The organism is Oceanobacillus sojae (assembly GCF_007991515.1).
Lineage (GTDB): Bacteria > Bacillota > Bacilli > Bacillales > Amphibacillaceae > Oceanobacillus > Oceanobacillus sojae.
In genome coordinates this window covers 45,569-62,622 of record NZ_BJYM01000018.1, presented here as the reverse complement: position 1 = coordinate 62,622, position 17,054 = coordinate 45,569, and the positions used below count along the sequence as shown (strand labels likewise).

General features: G+C 39.9%; 18 protein-coding genes and 1 pseudogene. 12 read left to right on the top strand and 7 right to left on the bottom strand.

Annotated features, from left to right (window positions below):
* Positions 1-74 precede the first annotated feature (74 nt).
* On the top strand, positions 75-1,199 hold the full coding sequence (locus OSO01_RS18665; RefSeq protein ID WP_147211987.1) for an MFS transporter: 1,125 nt from the start codon (positions 75-77) through the stop codon (positions 1,197-1,199).
* A gap of 134 nt (positions 1,200-1,333) precedes the next feature.
* On the opposite strand, the gene OSO01_RS18660 is transcribed toward OSO01_RS18665, so the two are convergent.
* Entirely contained in the window at positions 1,334-1,669 is a 336-nt protein-coding gene (locus tag OSO01_RS18660; protein WP_147211985.1) for a thioredoxin family protein, read from the bottom strand.
* Between the two features lie 314 nt (positions 1,670-1,983).
* Between OSO01_RS18660 and OSO01_RS18655 the strand changes: the two genes are divergently transcribed.
* On the top strand, positions 1,984-2,688 hold the full coding sequence (locus OSO01_RS18655; RefSeq protein ID WP_246145224.1) for an SDR family NAD(P)-dependent oxidoreductase: 705 nt from the start codon (positions 1,984-1,986) through the stop codon (positions 2,686-2,688).
* A 123-nt stretch (positions 2,689-2,811) separates the two neighbouring features.
* Here the strand turns inward: OSO01_RS18655 and OSO01_RS18650 are convergent, their stop codons facing one another.
* From OSO01_RS18650 to OSO01_RS18635, 4 genes are all read right to left on the bottom strand, one after another.
* Positions 2,812-3,798: a polyprenyl synthetase family protein gene (locus OSO01_RS18650; protein ID WP_147212046.1), complete on the bottom strand. Its 987-nt coding sequence runs from the start codon at positions 3,796-3,798 to the stop codon at positions 2,812-2,814.
* Positions 3,799-3,847: 49 nt separating this feature from the next.
* A complete protein-coding gene (locus OSO01_RS18645) occupies positions 3,848-4,402 on the bottom strand; it encodes a Gx transporter family protein (protein ID WP_147211983.1) in 555 nt (184 codons plus the stop codon).
* Positions 4,403-4,454: 52 nt separating this feature from the next.
* Entirely contained in the window at positions 4,455-4,871 is a 417-nt protein-coding gene (locus OSO01_RS18640) for a NusG domain II-containing protein (protein WP_147211982.1), read from the bottom strand.
* 91 nt (positions 4,872-4,962) lie between these two features.
* On the bottom strand, positions 4,963-6,837 hold the full coding sequence (locus OSO01_RS18635; RefSeq protein ID WP_147211980.1) for an FAD-dependent oxidoreductase: 1,875 nt from the start codon (positions 6,835-6,837) through the stop codon (positions 4,963-4,965).
* Between the two features lie 341 nt (positions 6,838-7,178).
* Between OSO01_RS18635 and OSO01_RS18630 the strand changes: the two genes are divergently transcribed.
* From OSO01_RS18630 to OSO01_RS18610, 5 genes are read left to right on the top strand one after another with little or no spacing between them, the layout of a single operon-like run.
* Positions 7,179-8,231: an FAD:protein FMN transferase gene (locus OSO01_RS18630; RefSeq protein WP_147211979.1), complete on the top strand. Its 1,053-nt coding sequence runs from the start codon at positions 7,179-7,181 to the stop codon at positions 8,229-8,231.
* A 20-nt stretch (positions 8,232-8,251) separates the two neighbouring features.
* Complete coding sequence (menA, locus tag OSO01_RS18625) at positions 8,252-9,190, top strand: 1,4-dihydroxy-2-naphthoate polyprenyltransferase (RefSeq protein ID WP_147211978.1); 939 nt, start codon at positions 8,252-8,254, stop codon at positions 9,188-9,190.
* A 28-nt stretch (positions 9,191-9,218) separates the two neighbouring features.
* On the top strand, positions 9,219-10,025 hold the full coding sequence (locus OSO01_RS18620; RefSeq protein ID WP_307725858.1) for an energy-coupling factor transporter ATPase: 807 nt from the start codon (positions 9,219-9,221) through the stop codon (positions 10,023-10,025).
* Positions 10,016-10,873 carry an energy-coupling factor transporter ATPase gene (locus tag OSO01_RS18615; RefSeq protein WP_147211976.1) on the top strand — a complete coding sequence of 286 codons (858 nt, stop codon included), beginning with the start codon at positions 10,016-10,018 and terminating at the stop codon, positions 10,871-10,873. The genes OSO01_RS18620 and OSO01_RS18615 overlap by 10 nt, the downstream gene beginning before the upstream one ends.
* Positions 10,870-11,682, top strand: coding sequence for an energy-coupling factor transporter transmembrane component T family protein (locus tag OSO01_RS18610; RefSeq protein ID WP_147211974.1), 813 nt, complete (start codon positions 10,870-10,872; stop codon positions 11,680-11,682). Before OSO01_RS18615 ends, OSO01_RS18610 begins: the two co-directional genes overlap by 4 nt.
* Positions 11,683-11,879: 197 nt before the next feature.
* Here the strand turns inward: OSO01_RS18610 and OSO01_RS18605 are convergent, their stop codons facing one another.
* The gene (locus OSO01_RS18605; RefSeq protein WP_147211973.1) at positions 11,880-12,449 is read right to left on the bottom strand and encodes a hypothetical protein; all 570 of its coding nucleotides are present in this window, start codon (positions 12,447-12,449) and stop codon (positions 11,880-11,882) included.
* Between the two features lie 430 nt (positions 12,450-12,879).
* Entirely contained in the window at positions 12,880-13,746 is an 867-nt protein-coding gene (locus tag OSO01_RS18600; RefSeq protein WP_147211971.1) for a LysR family transcriptional regulator, read from the bottom strand.
* A gap of 157 nt (positions 13,747-13,903) precedes the next feature.
* On the opposite strand from OSO01_RS18600, the gene OSO01_RS18595 reads away from it, so the two are divergent.
* From OSO01_RS18595 to OSO01_RS24000, 5 genes and pseudogenes are all read left to right on the top strand, one after another.
* Positions 13,904-15,334 carry an MFS transporter gene (locus tag OSO01_RS18595; RefSeq protein ID WP_147211969.1) on the top strand — a complete coding sequence of 477 codons (1,431 nt, stop codon included), beginning with the start codon at positions 13,904-13,906 and terminating at the stop codon, positions 15,332-15,334.
* Positions 15,335-15,453: 119 nt separating this feature from the next.
* Positions 15,454-15,992: pseudogene (locus tag OSO01_RS18590) on the top strand (cupin domain-containing protein).
* 76 nt (positions 15,993-16,068) lie between these two features.
* Entirely contained in the window at positions 16,069-16,278 is a 210-nt protein-coding gene (locus OSO01_RS18585; RefSeq protein WP_147211968.1) for a gamma-type small acid-soluble spore protein, read from the top strand.
* Positions 16,279-16,485: 207 nt separating this feature from the next.
* Complete coding sequence (locus OSO01_RS18580) at positions 16,486-16,629, top strand: helix-turn-helix transcriptional regulator (protein ID WP_246145231.1); 144 nt, start codon at positions 16,486-16,488, stop codon at positions 16,627-16,629.
* Positions 16,630-16,635: 6 nt separating this feature from the next.
* Positions 16,636-16,863 carry a hypothetical protein gene (locus OSO01_RS24000; RefSeq protein ID WP_307725857.1) on the top strand — a complete coding sequence of 76 codons (228 nt, stop codon included), beginning with the start codon at positions 16,636-16,638 and terminating at the stop codon, positions 16,861-16,863.
* Positions 16,864-17,054 lie beyond the last annotated feature (191 nt).

Sequence of the window (17,054 nt, the reverse complement as noted above, 5' to 3'; positions counted from 1 at the left end):
AAATCTCATATTATACCCTATATATTTTTTGATTTTATTATAATGAACGTTATATATAAAAAGGTGGGAGTTATGTGAATGGAAAGAAGTTAATAGCAGTGGGATTGCCGATGATAGCCGTTACTTATGGGCTGTCCCGGTTCAGTTATGGTTTAATGCTTCCATATATTAATGAAACACTTAACATGGAGCCATCTGTCAGCGGCTTTATTTCATCTTTATCCTATATCGCTTATTGTCTCGCCATTATATTCGCAATGGTATGTTCAAATAAGATTTCCCCAAAATCTATTCTTATCATAGCAGGGTTATCATCTATTATCGGTTTGAGTATCATCGCTGTCTCTCCTAATGCTGCAGTACTCGGTTTAGGAATATTTCTGGCAGGGTTAAGTACAGGATTTTCCTCTCCTCCATATGCTGATATTGTCAGCAGGGAAGTAGAGATGAAATTACAGAATCAGACCAATTCATGGATTAATTCTGGTACAAGTATTGGAACAGCTTTTACTGGAGCTGTTGCTGTTTATATGGCTGACAGCTGGAGGGAAACGTACTTCATCTTTGCGCTTATTGCTGTTTTAGTGCTTATCGTCAATTATAAAGCACTGCCCCAAAACAGTATTACAGAAAAGAAAGTGGCGGCCAGTTTCTCTGGAAAAGAGTGGATACGTTCTGTCCAGCTAATTTTTGCTTCGTTACTTATTGGTATATCCTGCTCCGCCTATTGGACATTTTCCAGAGATTTTATGATAAATTTAGAAAATGTTCCGCCATACTTGAAAGAGTGGTTTTGGGTAATTATAGGAGCAGCAGGTTTATTAGGCGGAACAGCCGGTGTATATATAAATCGTTTTGGCTTAGTGAATGCGTATAGAATTTCTGTGCTGGTTCTTTCGACTTCATCCTTGTTTTTGGGAATCTCTCCAGGAAATAATATTTTGGGATTTCTTTCACCAGTACTTTTTGGGAGTTCTTATATTTTTATGACAGGAGTTTTAATCGTATGGGGAATTTCTGTATTTAGGATTACGCCAGCATTCGGGCTGGGAGTGCCGTTCTTATTACTGGCATTCGGGCAGGCGGCAGGAGCAATTATTTCCGGTCAGATAGCTGGTGTATCAGGATACTATACTCTTTTTGTCAGTGCTTCTATCGTTGGTTATCTAACCTTGGTATTTAAACCAAAAATAAATTAGATGCTTTGCTGTTCAATCTTTTAATATAAAAGGTCATTCAGATCCAGCAGCAATGACGGGATTGTGGGAAAACCACGGAAACAACTGCCATTACCGTATTACTGTGGTTTTCCTGTCTAGCTTGGAAGTATAGTTTACTCTGTATACATTTCATATATCTGATCCAGCTTCTCTTCTAATTGATCAAAACGGACGAAGCGGTCCTCACGTATATATTCCTTGCCCTCTATCATCAAAAGCATGATGGGAACAGTGAAGATCAGGAACTTTTCTGCTACTTCTTCTACCTTGGAAGCATCAATATGTCCAAGATGGATCTGAGGATATTTATCCAGCAGCTCTCTTAACTTTGGTAATACAGCATGACATACACTGCAATCCGGTCTGGATACGAAAAGGAAGCTTAACGCATGATTTTGCAAAAATTCTTCAGTCATTTTTATGGTGGTCAGTTCATGTACTTTTTTCACACATAGTCCTCCTCGTATAAATAAACATCAATTCATTTATTTTCTCTATATTATATGACAGAAATATTTTTTTCAAAAATGATACGGGTTTCTTACACGGGAACAATACGTAAATCAAAAGAGAAAATTAATTATCCAAAAAAGAAATAATCTGAAACAGTCTAAAAGAACATGTTACACTAAAATAAATCTGTATATAATAACTTTGCCTTTGAAGCAGTATTAGATGTAGGGAGCGGCAACTATATACCGTAATAAGGAGGAATAGGATAATGACAAAACAAATGAAGCGTTTTGAAAACAAAGTTGCACTGGTGACAGGAGGGCGCTCAGGGATTGGTCATGCCATCGCCCACAGGCTGCATGATGAAGGAGCGACTGTGATCACTGCACAACGCAGGAAGGACGAAGAATTTGACTGGATAGAGGCGGATTTTTCTGATTCACAAACACCGAATCGTGTTATTGAAGAGGTTATTACCCGTGCTGGAAGGCTGGATGTGCTGGTTAATAATGCAGGTATGATGCAAGAGACTGGAGTTGAAGAAACGAGCCTAGAGGATTGGGAACGTAACCTTAATGTGAACCTGACTACACCCTTTCTCCTGATCAAGGCAGCGCTTCCCTACCTGCGTAAAACACAGGGCAGTATCGTAAATACTGGTTCAGTGGAGGGCTTGTCCGCTAATCCTGGGCATGCGGCATATAGTGCTTCAAAAGCGGGATTGCATGGGCTGACGCGTGCGGTAGCTGTAGATCATGGCCATGAAGGAATTCGCTGCAATGCAGTGGCCCCGGGATGGATTGATACGGAGCTTAACCTTAACTTTATTGAAAACACATCTGATGCAGAGGCATTCCGTAACGACATCGCACGTATTCACCCTGTTGCCCGTACAGGTTCTCCGGAAGAAGTAGCAGCACTTGTTGCCTTTCTTGCCGCCGATGAGGCAGCATTTATCACTGGGCAGGTCTATACAGTGGATGGAGGCAGAATGGCCAAGCTTAGTTTGCCTTGAATAAAAGGGGACATCGCAGGTAAGATACGTGTTTAGAATGATAAAAGGCAGCAATTAGTATTAAAAAAAGAAGAATCCATTTGATATACTGATGATTTCAAATGGATTCTTCAGATGACATATTTACATTTTTCGATCCAGCAGCATGGTAGTCAATTCATACAAAGTCTCCTTATAGTCCCCGTCCGGCAGTTTGCTAAGGGATTTTAATGCTTTGTCTATATACTTTCGGGCAAGCCGCTTTGATTTCTCTATCCCTTTCGTCTGTTCAACAATAGCAAGTACCTCCATTAACTCATCATCAGTCAAATCCGCTTTTTTATTTAGATAAGGAGACAATTTCTCCGGCTGCTCACGTAAGGCATAAATCAGCGGAAGCGTGTAGATGCCCTGACGAATATCTGCCAGGGTTGGTTTTCTCACAGTGTTAAAATCCCCTTTAAAATCTAACACATCATCAATAATTTGGAATGCCATGCCGATATAGTGTCCCATACTCCAGGCAAGCATCGTCTGTCTTCGTGTTGCCTGGCTGGTAATGGCACCTGAATAGCAGCTGACGGCAAACAGCTGTGCGGTTTTACCAGAAATACGGGCTAAATAGTCTTTGATACTGGTACCTATTTGATAACGTGCATGGAGCTGATCCAGTTCACCTGTTAAAATTTTTTCCATACTGCGTGCATTAAATTCAAGATGTGCTAATGTACGGGCATACTTGGACAAAATGGTAAAGCAGACACAAAATAAATAATCACCGGAATAGATGGCAAATTGGTTACCCTGCTGTGTATGAACAGTGGGGGCTCCATGACGAAAGTCTGCTTCATCAATGACATCATCATGAATCAGCGTTGCCATATGCAATGTTTCCAGTGCTGCAGCAACGGCTATGGACCTTTCTTTATCATGGTTTGATGCATCGCCAATCTGAGCACATAAAAGCGTATAGGCCGGACGCAGTAATTTCCCGCCGGAATAGACTAATTCTTTAATCGTAGCTTCAATACGCTTATCATGGATTTGCAGGTGAGATTCAATCACCTGTAAAACCGATTGTAAATCAGATTGTAAGCGGGGGTAAGGCCCCCACATCGGGTGAACTGGGATAGCCATGGCTATAACCTCCATTTAACGAGCATAGGGATTTTGTTTCACGCTAAGACACTTGATTGAGCGGTGTGTATTTCATTTCCTGCAGACTTCGATAATAGTGAAGCTGTTCCACGTGATTTAATAAATAATTAGCAACCATTCCCATAGCAATACCGGATAGAATACCGAAAAAAGATAGAACGGGAAGATAGAGCAGAACGGTCCATGTTTGGGCAACCCAGCTGGCGATCGTTAATTGTCCGATATTATGCAGGATGGCTCCGGCGACACTGACGCCAATTAAGCTGATGCGGGACGGACCGAGCTTTTTTACGCTGCACATCCCAATAAAACTTAAAGCAGCTCCGGCGGCACTATACATAAAGGATGAAATTGTGCCGCCCAAGAGTGTAGCAAGGATAATCCGTATCATGACAACCTTGGATGCGTCTTTTACAGGCAGTGTATATAATGCCATACATGTAATAATATTTGCTAAACCAAGCTTTGCGCCTGGAGCGATGGCGAAGGGAGAGGGAATAGCTCTTTCTATTAAACTGATAATGACCGCCTGAGCAGCTAACAATGCGATATATACTAGACGCTGATTATTTGTCATTGCAGACCCTTCCTATCTGTTTCAGAGCGTTGATACATTTTCACATACAGGATTAAGAACTGATAATAATATCCTCTGTCTCGCCCCTGTCAGATTGAATTTCTACTACGAGCTTATGCGGCAGGCAGACAATAGTCTGGCCCGGTCTTGAGATATACCCTGTGCGGACACATATCTGATCGGGACAGGTGGCGCTTTTTATATGAATGCGCTCATTGTCCACCTCAATAATATTATTATCATGATCGGATATCGCAATCTCTATTTCTCTTGTTTCCATATTATCTGTCAGTTGGATTTCTTCTACGACTTCATTATCTACTGTAATCACTGCAACATTTACTGAATCCTCTTCGGCGTACTGAGACTGCTGAGAAACAAAGATGGCAATAGGAAGAAAAGATAGAAGCACCAACAGAACAGTCAAGATAACATCCCATGGTTTCAGCATATGATAAATATCCTTCATTCCCATTCACCCCCTTGCGGCTTCACCTGTAAGCCTTCATAATAATCTATAAAATATATAATCTTGTTTTCTAAGCAAGCATTCCGGGAGTTTATTCCCGGTCTTTATAAATAGCACGTTCTTTTCCGTACCAAAGCAGACCTGATTTTCTTTGCAGCCATGGAACGACCCAGTAATCTAAACCAATCGAACGTCCAGAACCATTCATTAAGGCGATGGAAGCAGGAAGAGCCCAGATTTGATCCCAGCCGAGCATTGCAGATAAAGTAAACATCACCAGGAACCCGGCACTTGCAGCACTTGCAAGCCATGTAAATAAGCCAAATACAATAGCGAGACCGATAAATAATTCAATAAAAGTCATAACCTTTTGCATAAATATAGCCACTTCTGGTGTCGGCAGCATAATCTGCATAAACCATTCAAAAATACCCGGCATTTTACTTAAAAGTGGTGTAGCCCATTCAGCGCCGCCTTCAACCGCTTCACTGGCACTGCTGGTCGTTGTTTGCAGCCATTCAAACGGCATGTTCACAGTATTTCCAGTCAGCCATGAGTCTTCGCCGATTCCTTGGAATAACCTTGAGATACCTGCAGATCCTGAGGTGACTTCACTCCAGACAGATTCACCCCAAATTTTAGAGGCTGCCTCCTCAAGCCAAAAACCGCCGACAAACAATCGCAATGGTAAGCTCCATAAGACATTGCCATATCTGGTAATCGTATCTCTGAAAATATTGCGCTTATCCTTTGTCTGGAAAAATTCATGCATAATATAATGAAACATATAATAGCCGCTTCTTATTCCGAAAAAATAATACAGATTAACCAAGTGCTTCATCAGATTTGCCAGCCAGCCGCTTAAGCGGAGCCCCATTAAATTAGCAACACCATATCTGGCGCCGATAGAAACCATCGTACCATGGTATTTCCCTTCAAATGCTTCTTTTTGTCCGTTATCTATTTCTGCAATAATGGATTTTGCTGCTGTTACACCTGTTTGTTCAGCAGCTTCTACAATTTGCGGAGTCGGTTTTCCTTCCTCTTCTTCAAAATAAGCTAGGTCACCAATTACATAGACGTTCTCTAAATTTTCTGCTTCCATAAATTCATTTACTTTAAGACGTCCTGCTCTTGCAGCTGGAACACCATAATCCTTCGTATCAGAATTTGCCTTCACTCCGGCAGTCCAAATCAGAGTGTGGGTAGGGAGTGTTTCACCGGATTTTAATACAACGCCATCTTCCTTTACCTCGACAATCGGCGAATTTTTAAGCAATTTGACGCCTTTTTTATTTAAATATTTCTCTGCTTTATCCGCACTTTTCCGGTCCAGCATATTTAAAATAGATGCTGCTGCTTCCACAACATACAGCCCGATTTCTTCTTCATCCAGCTTGTTTTCCTTTGCTAAACGATACTTCCATTCGATGAGTTCCCCAATCATTTCAATACCGGTAAAGCCGGAACCACAAACAGTAAAGGTAAGCATTGCGCGGCGTTTTTCAGGATTACGTTCTAAGGAAGCGCGTTTGACGACATCTTCTAAGTGGCGCCGGATTCGGACAGCATCCTCCCAGGACCAGAGGGTAAAACCATGTTCTTTTACACCAGGTGTGCCAAAGTCGTTCGCTTCGCCGCCCATCCCCAGAATAAGGTAGTCGTAAGCAAACTCCCCGTGCTCTGTTGTAACAGTTTGCGCAGCATGGTCGACATTAGTGACATTGTCTGTGATAAGCTTCACTTTCGTACGATTGAATAATTTCCGTAAATCAAATTGAATAGCAGAAGGCTCTACACGGTGTGCAGCAACTTCGTGTAATTCTGTCATCATCGTATGATAGGAATGCCGATCTATGAGAGTAATAGAAACAGAATCGTCACGTTTGTATTTCTTTGCAAGCTTTTTAGCTGCATGCACACCGGCGTAGCCAGCACCAATGATAACAATATTCTTCTCCGCCATTGTATTCACTCCTTTGTAATCTATAATGTTAACTTTGTGAAATGTTGAACAATTTTATTCTAACATATAAAGAAATAATGTCCATACATTTGATAAATAGTTCACAAATTAAAAATATATTTTTTAATATTAAGCTGTGTCATTTTAATGACAAAGTCAATGATATAAAGAGATTTATTTGTATTTTTTATAGACATGATACGATATAAATTATACAATTGACATATAATATTGTGAAATATTTCACATTTTAACTGATGTAAATAAATGTGATTTAGTTCACAAATATAATAATGTTTATTATGTTAATGGCAACTTATAAGAATAAGGGAGGCATGGCAATGAAGAAACAAATTTGTACTATGATGATGCTGATTATACTGGTCACCGCAGGCTGTTCCACAAGTGCCGATTCAGCAGATGATGAATCACTATTAATCAAAAATCCATATAGCGAAACAGAATTCTTATTAGGAACAGTTGTAACGATCAAGATCTATGACGAGGGTAAAGAATCGGTATTAAATAAGGTCTTTGATCGAATTGAAGAGCTGGAGCAGCAAATGACAGCTAATGAAAATGGTTCAGAGGTTGCTGAAATTAATGAACAGGCAGGAATAGAACCTGTTCATGTGTCGGAGGATGTGTGGCAGGTTATTGATCAAGGTAAGCATTACAGTGAAATGGCTGAGGGTTCATTTGATATTGCTGTCGGCCCGTTAACCAGCCTTTGGAATATTGGCATGGAGGATGCCATGAAGCCGTCACAGGATGAACTTGATGATATACTGCCGCTGATTGATTATGAAAAAATAGAACTGGATGAAGCCGAGCAAACAGTTATGCTGAAGGAGACAGGCATGCGATTAGATTTAGGAGCCATTGCTAAAGGATATATCGCTGATGAAGTAATGGAGCTGTTAGATGAGGAAGGTGTTACAACAGCCGTCATTGATTTAGGAGGGAACATCTATGTGATGGGAAATCAAACATCAGGTGATCCCTGGGTAGTCGGCGTCCAAAATCCATTCTCAGGAAAGGGGGAGACAGTTGGCAGATTAACTGCAACAGATCAGTCCATCGTTACTTCAGGGATTTATGAACGTTATTTAGAAGTGGATGGTGAAATATACCATCATTTGTTGAATCCAAAGACTGGATATCCATTTGAGGGTGACCTTGCCAGTGTTTCTGTTGTCAGTGAACATTCTGTTGATGGAGATGGGCTTTCTACCTTATTGTTTTCAAAGGGCCTGGAAGAGGGCATAGAATTTATTCAGGATTTCGATGGTGCAGAAGCTATCTTTGTGATGGAGGATAAAACTGTGTATATCACGGATGGTTTAGTTGATAACTTTGAACTGACAGATGAGGACTTTACATTAGTAGAATAGATGAGAGGGAGCTGGCTGTGATGACACTGCCTACGTTTTTGAAGCTGGTAGAAATCCGCACTAAATTGGCAAGTTTGTTTCCATTTCTAATTGGAATATTATTTGTTATCTATCGTTATGATGAGTTTGACCCGCTGAATACGGCTATCTTTTTTAGCGCCATGCTGCTGTTTGATTTAACAACAACAGCAATTAATAACTACATGGATTATAAGAAGGCACTGAGTGATGACTATCGCAGGAAATCTAATATTATCGGACAGAAGAATATTCCTGAAAAAGTTGTCGTGACAACGATCATTACTATGCTGACGATAGCTTCTTTATTAGGGATTTGGCTCGTATTCCGTACTGATTTATTTGTGCTGATTATTGGTATGCTGTGCTTTGCAGTCGGTATTTTTTATACATTTGGACCTATTCCGCTGTCCCGTATGCCACTTGGTGAAGTGTTTTCCGGTGTAACGATGGGGCTGGGTATCACCTTCCTGGCTATCTATGTAAATGCTGCTGATCAAGGGATTGCACATTTTGGCTTTAGCGGATACACGCTTACTTTTGAAATGAATGTTCTTTTACTGCTGGAGATTTTGCTGGTTTCCCTTCCATGTATGCTGACTATTGCAAATATCATGCTGGCCAATAATATCTGTGATTTGGAAGAGGATATTGCCAATCAACGCTTTACCCTTCCTTACTATATTGGCAGAAAAAATGCCTTAATGTTATTTCATCTGCTCTATTTGCTTTCGTTTGCAGCGATTGTAAGTGCTGTGCTGCTTCAGGTGCTGCCTGTTTATGTATTACTTGTCTGTCTGGTTCTGATTCCAATCACAAAAAGTATCAGACAATTCCGGCAAAAACAAAGCAAGCTGGAAACTTTTCCATTATCTTTGAAAAATATGATGCTTGTAAATGGAACGATGGCTATTACCTTACTTATATCCGTCATTCTGTAATATTGGAAAGAGGGGTGAGGAAATGTCAATGACTTGTATTAAAGTAGAAAATGTAAACTTTCATTATAATTTGCAAAAACAGGAGCATACCATTACAGACCTTTCCTTTACGGCCCGGCGTGGAGAGTGGCTGGCTGTTGTAGGACATAATGGTTCTGGAAAGTCGACATTAGCCAGTTTACTAGTTGGCCTTCATACGCCCTCCTCTGGAAAAATCTATATTAATGGTATGGAGCTGAAGGAGGAAACGAAATGGGAGCTTCGCAATCAGATAGGACTGGTATTTCAAAATCCGGAAAATCAATTTATTGGAACTACTGTAAAGGATGACGTGGCATTTGCATTGGAAAATCAGAATATGCCTTATGACGAAATGAAGCAGCGCGTCGATAGAGCGTTAGCAATGGTTGGTATGACCAGCTATGCTGATTATGACCCGTCCCGCTTATCAGGGGGGCAGAAGCAGCGAGTGGCCATTGCCGGGATTTTAGCGTTACATCCAGCAATTATCGTATTAGACGAGGCAATGGTTATGCTCGATCCCAAAAGCAGGCAGGATTTCATGAGCCTCTTAGATGAATTACGGAAGCAGCATCAGCTGACCATTATTTCGATTACACATGATATGAATGAAGCGGCAGCAGCTGATAGAATATTAGTTTTAAAAAAAGGAAAATTGATGGAAATAGGCAAGCCTGCCAAGATTTTTCAAAGGGAAGAGCGGTTAGATGTTCCATTCACCGAGGCATTAAGAAGAAAGTTAAAAGAACAGGGGAGCACCATACCTGATGCCTATATGACAGAAGATGAAATGGTGTGGTGGCTATGCAGATAAATCTTCATCAAGTAACGGCAGATTATCAGGCGGGACCGATTAGAAGTCCGGAGATATTAAAATCAATCAGTACAACAGTAAAGTCAGGATCTTTTACGGCAGTAGCCGGCAAAACCGGATCCGGAAAATCGAGCTTGCTGAAACTGATGAATGGATTGCTTGTTCCGGTAAAAGGGCGAGTATCGATCGGGGAAATAATGATTACATCAGAAAACGCGAAGCAATCAGTGAAGGAAGCACGTCAAAAGGTGGGAATGGTTTTTCAATTCCCGGAATCGCAATTATTTGCTGAAACCGTTGAAAAGGATATTATGTTCGGCCCGATGAATTTTGGTGTACCGGAAGCAGAAGCAAAGCAGATTGCTCTGGAGGTTATCAAGCGTGTTGGTTTAGATGCCTCTCTATTATCTAAGTCACCATTTTCTCTATCCGGCGGCCAAAAAAGGTATGTGGCAATGGCCGGGATATTGGCGATGAGCCCGGATATTCTTATTTTAGATGAGCCTGGTGCAGGGCTTGATCCAAAAGGGAAAAAAGAAGTGATGGATCTTCTTCATGCCTGGCATAAAGAACGCGGATTGACAACCTTGCTGGTTACTCATGATATGGACGATGTTGCTTTGTATGCAGATGAAGTTATCGTAATGGACGGAGGCAGGATTGTTTTTCAGGATAATCCGGAGAGGTTATTTGCTGATATGGCTGCGATTCACCAATGGGGCCTGGATTTGCCGCAGGCCAGAAAGCTGCAAATAAGGATAGAGCAGGAAGCGAATGTAACCTTATCACAAATCTGTCTGACACTGGCTCAGCTGGCAGATGCTTTAATAGAGGCGGGATTGGCATGAACAAATTAATCTTAGGACGCTATTTTCCGGGTAATTCGCTTCTTCATCGTATTGATCCGAGAGCTAAATTACTGGCCGGGATTTCTTTTATTTTTATCTTATTTATCGCTAATAATTGGATAACATATTTGGTACTTTGGCTTTTCACCTTTACGATGATGAAGTTATCTGGTGTATCCATCCGTATATACATCCGGGGAGTCAGACCATTAATATGGTTGATCTTGTTTACAGTATCACTGCAGGTACTGTTTACTGCAGGCGGAGAAATTTATATTGATTGGGGACCGGTTACGATTTCATCATTTGGATTAATAAATGGTATGTATACATTTAGCCGATTTACCATGATTATTTTTGTTTCAACCGTGGTAACCTTAACCACAAAACCGATTGATTTAACGGACGCAATGAATTATCTGCTTCAGCCATTAAAAAGGCTGAAGCTGCCAGTTGATGAAATATCCCTTATGCTGGCAATAGCGCTCCGCTTTATTCCGATTATATTGGATGAAACACAGAAAGTAATGGACGCGCAACGTGCAAGAGGTACCGTGTTCGGAGAAGGATCACTGCCTCAGCAAATAAAAAAAATTGTTCCTATTTTTATTCCTTTATTCGTCAGTTCCCTAGTAAGGGCAGAGGATATGGCTAATGCAATGGAGGTAAGAGGTTACCAGTCTAACAATCCAAGGTCATCCTTTCGCCGTCTGCATTGGCAGAAAACAGATATAGCAGCCCTTATTGCTATGGTGCTGCTGGCAGTTATCTTATTTATACTGCGGACAGAGGGGCATCACTTTCATTGATTATAGAGAAAAATAAAATTACATGATGAGGTCTCATCTCTGGTTGTGGAATGGAGATGAGACCTCATCATGTAATGGGAAAGTACATAAATGAAGCGGACAAGCTTTGGCCTGCCCGCTTTAATAGCGTGGTATAAATGAATTCGATTTGAAGCGGGGAGGGAACCAAGGCTCAATTGATAATAAGCTTTCTGTTATTATTCGATTTCGCCTGTAACTTCACCATCAATAGTAGCTGAGCTTTCTGCTTCTTCATTAGCAAATTTTAAATTTCCGTCAATGGTAGCTGTTTCATCAAGCATAAAACCATTTGCTTCGACAATCACATCACCCTGTAATGTACCACCTTGGAAATTCAAGTTTTCACTCTGTACAGTAAGGCTTGGGACTGTGATAGTAAATGAATCTGTAATGTTATGATCTTCATCTTGTGTATATGGGGCAATTTTACGATAAATATCACTGGATTCGTCATCCTTATCGTAGAATTCACCTGCGACCACTACATCTTCATCTATTGTAATATCATCCAGTGTAGCAATAATCCATGTTCCATTCTCGCTGACAGCATTGACAAAGGCGTCGGGTTCATTAACCAATGAGGCTGTTGTTACGACATCTTCTTCTGTTTCTTCTGTACCTTCTGTTTCTTCCGTATCGTTTGCTGTATTTTCATCAGCCTGATCCTCGTCATTCGAGCCGCATGCGGCCAAAAAACCTACCAGTAACAGGGATAAAAAGGACATTAAAATCAGCTTGAATCTCATTATAAAACCTCCTAGTATATTATTGTGATCTATTTCACAATAATTATATCATGGAATGTTGTGTGACTTCGTGAAGTATTTGTGAAATAATGAGCAATATATGTAGGAAGTGTGACAAATTTGAATCAATTGAAAGGCTAACAACTAAATTTTCTAATTGCTATTGGTTGCTGAATAAATAAAGCGATATTTGTATGGGAAGTTCCTTCATAATTTTTAGTTGCAATGATGATGTCTGGAGGTTAAGAGTATTAGAAAAGAGGAGCATATTTCAAAATTATTAAGTTAATAGTTTGAAGTATGATCAGTACTATGTTTTTAAATATATATTCATTTATCTTCTATTTGCTTTATTAGCATTTAAATCGCAGGGTAAATAATAGAAATTATGGTGCCCGACTTTTTTCATTCAGCCGGGCTTTTTATTTTTTCACTCATCCCAATGCAGACGATGTTCTTTCATCAATGAAATCATAGATTTGATGGCAGGAGAGAGTTGTTTGTTTTTATGATAAGCAATAAAAGTAGTGTTTCCTGTATGATTTAACTGAATATTTTCCCCTTGTATCTGCTTTGTTGCAAGCTCCTTTTCCACTGAAAAATATGGCAGAATAGAAAATCCAAGACCTGAAATCACACACTGTTTTATTGCTTCCAGGCTTGAAAAGTTTAGCGTATTTTTTACTTCGATTTGGTTTTCCTGGACATAGGTTTCCATCATACTTTTATAACTGCAAGTCTCTTCCGTAACAAGAATGGTGTTTTCGACATTTTCCTGATTGACAGGGTATGTGAGAACAACGGATTCTTCCTTTAATTTTTCAATAGTCAGCTCCTTGTCAAACCAATCATTTCTTTCTAACACAAAAGCCAGATCAATTTGCCCGTTTTTGAGTGCAGCAGAAATTTCTTTATTTTCCAGTGACCGTAAAGATAAATTTACATCGGGATATCTTTTTTTGTACTCCAATAGCAGGGAGGGGATTCGGTATTGAGAGAAAATCTCTGTAACACCGAGAACAAGATTCCCTTTTGGTTTATCGTCTATCTGCATAATTTCCGTTGCCTCTTTATATAAATCCGCGATTTTAACTGCATAAGGATGAAATTGTCTGCCGTAGTTTGTCAAAAAGACTTTTCTGCCAATACGGTCAAATAAAGGTTTTCCAAGTTCTTCTTCCAGCTCCTTTACATGTACTGTAACCGATGATTGTGAGTAATCAAGAGATTCTGCTGCCCGTTTAAATCCTCCCTTTTCGACGATTGTCTTAAAGGTAATTAAATGACGTAATTCCAAATGCATTTCCTCCTTAATTTATAGTTTAATTTTATTAAACTATAAATCTAAAAAGATTCGTTTTATTAAACTGTTATGTATTAGTATAATCAAATCAAGTTTCGTTGAAAAGGGGGAGAGTAAAAAGAAATAGAAATAAAAAGGAGGAATTTTTAAAATGAAAGAAAGATACCCGACATTATCTCAACCGGCTACATTATTAGGCTTACTTATTCTTTTATTAGCCGGTTTTATGACTATCCTTGATCTTTTTATCGTGAATGTGGCAATTCCTAGTATACAAGGAGATTTAGGCGCAAACTTTTCACAGGTTGCATTTATTGTGGCAGGCTATGAGCTTGGGTTTGGCGTACTTTTGATTACAGGTGGAAGACTGGGTGACCGTTTTGGCCGCAGACGTCTATTCATCGCAGGTATGCTCGGTTTTACTATTACATCTGCATTTTGCGGTCTGGCAGTTAACCCGGACATGCTTATTATTGCCAGAGTACTTCAAGGCTTGACCGCAGCAATGATGCAGCCGCAAATTTATTCTTCTATTCGAGTGAATTTCTCAGGCCGTGAAAGAGGAATTGCTTTCAGTCTGCTTGGCATGGTGTTAGGTCTCGCTGCGATTGCAGGTCAAGTACTTGGCGGTTTTATCGTAGAAGCTGATTTTGGAGGACTTGGCTGGCGTATGGTTTTCTTAATTAATGTTCCAACCGGGATCTTTTCGATTATTATGGCAAGGTTTATTCCAGAATCCCGTGCTCCAGAGCGTCCTTTACTTGATTGGTCCGGCGTAGTCATTGTCAGCCTTGGACTGATTTTATTCCTGGTGCCGCTGATTGAGTCCCAAAATCATGGGTGGACAATTTGGAGTTTCTTATCATTGGCATCTTCTGCGCTGCTATTATATGGATTTTGGCTTCACCAGGAAAGGCGACGTATTGCTAAAAGACAGCCATTGATAGATACGCAGCTTTTACGCCAATCCCGGTTCGCGCTGGGGGGAAGTCTTGTATTGCTCATCTATTCTACTTCTTCTGTATTTTTCTTATCCTATGCACTCCTGGTACAAACAGGTCTGGGATTGAGCCCGCTTTCTTCAGGACTTCTTTTTGTACCCTGCAGTATCGGGTTTACAGCAGCATCGATAGCAGCGCCACGTCTGGTAGAACGCTTCGGTACAAAGACAATCTTTTGGGGAGCTGTTTTTTATACATTCTCCTTTGCTGTATTAATTGGGCAGGTATGGATTGCAGGAGGTGAATTGATTGCATCTCACTTAATCACGGGGCTGATTTTTGTAGGAATCGGTCAAGGATTAGTCATGACACCGCTGTTAAATCTTGTATTAGGATTCGTAGAAGAAAACAAGGCTGGAATGGCATCAGGGGTTATTTCTACTTTGCAACAGGTTGGTGCAGCTATCGGACTGGCAGCAGTAAGTATCCTTTTTGGCGGTGTTATTGCTAATGGTGCTGGAGGGGATGCTCAGAGCGGACTTTATGCTTCTGCGTTTGTCAGCTCGATGTTTTACAATCTGATTGCTTCACTGGTTTCAGCGATTCTGCTTTGGAAAATGGCAAAAGAACAGAAAAAATAGAAATTTTTATACAACGGAAAGCCACGTTTTTAATCATCAGGAACAAATAAAAAGAATCGGGCATATGCCTATACTAAAAGAATGATTTGTGTATAAACCAATAAAAGAGATGCTTTTTGATGGAAGATCGAACTATTAACCCGTGGAATGGAAATGTGCCACAGCCTATTCGGAGTGACGGAGCCGGTGCAATTGATGCAGGACCACGTAACATTATGCGAGATATACAAAATCCGGATATGCTTATTCCGCCATCTACGGACACAGGATTGCTTCCTAACTTAAAATTCTCATTCTCTGATACCTCGATGAAATTAAAAAAAGAGGATTGTCCCGAGAGGTTACTGCGAGGAAGCTTCCAGCTGCTACTACACTTGCAGGGGGAAATATGAGTTTAACAGCCGGTGGTGTCGGCTATGTTCCTCTTGCTAATGGACATTATATCCAGAACACAGGTAATGAAACATTATGGTTTTTAGAAATGTTCAAAAGCAGTCGATTTGCTGATGTGTCGCTGAATCAATGGCTGGCATTAACACCTGAAGAACTGGTCCCAAGTAATTTGAACGAGGGTTCCGAATTCATTGATTCGCTGCGTAAGAAAAAATGGGCTGTTGTGAAATATCCTAGATTTTCTTATTTTTCTAGGAATAAATAAGTGTTAAATGAATTCATTTTGGTTAAAACCTTCTCTAATGGACAACATAAAAAGAAACAAAGCAGGAGGTATAGAGATGCAGGAAAATAAGGATAATAAATTTACTGCTGCAGGGACAGACATAGAGGCTGTGAAAAAAGCAAATAAAAACTCAGGGATGTCTTATAATGAGGCCAAGGAATTCATAGCTAGAACAACAGGAGGACATGGAACTGAAATATACAGTGATACCGATTTTGAAGATGTGAGTGCGCAGAATCAGCAATCTCAGAAAAATAGTAAATGATAATGATGTAAATAAAACAAAAAATAACATGGTCAATTCTCTTGCAGAGTGATCATGTTATTTTTTAGGCGGCATATACCCCATAGCCTGTGAAATGAAGAAATATTATGTAATATATATTGAATGTTAAAGTGGAAAGGAGTGATGAAAATTGTGGAAAACAATCTCAAAGTAGCCCGCATCCAAGTAGATTTAACACAATAGCAGCTGGCTGAAAAAACAGGAGTTACCCGGCAAACCATCAGCTTAATTGAAAAGGGAAATTATAATCCAACCTTAAACCTCTGTCTTGAAATTTGTTATGCAGTGAATAAAACTTTAGATGAAGTCATTTGGAGGGAAAAGGAGTAATGCCAGATGAAGAAAATTAAAGATGAACGGTTAAAATTAAAAAACTTAAAAGATATTAGAGTACTGTTTTTGATTCAAACCATTGGTATTGTTGTGGGGATATTAGGGTATGATTTTGTTACAAAAGGAATAGACGGAATGACGGATAATCCATTGTGGTATGTTTTTATGATTACAGCTATTGTTTCCGCATATTTATCCATTGGTATTAGCGTAGATCATGAAGCCCAGTGATAAATCTCCTGAAAAAGGATTAGCTTATCTCTCTAGCTGTAACAGTGTTTATATCCGTTGTTATTGGAATTCTGGCATAATTAGGTGAAGAATTTCCAGCAATGAATGGTGTTTTAGTAGGTGGAATAATTTTTATATGTGGATTCATTCCATGTTATTATGTATATCGTTTGCGAAGAAGGTCAAATGAA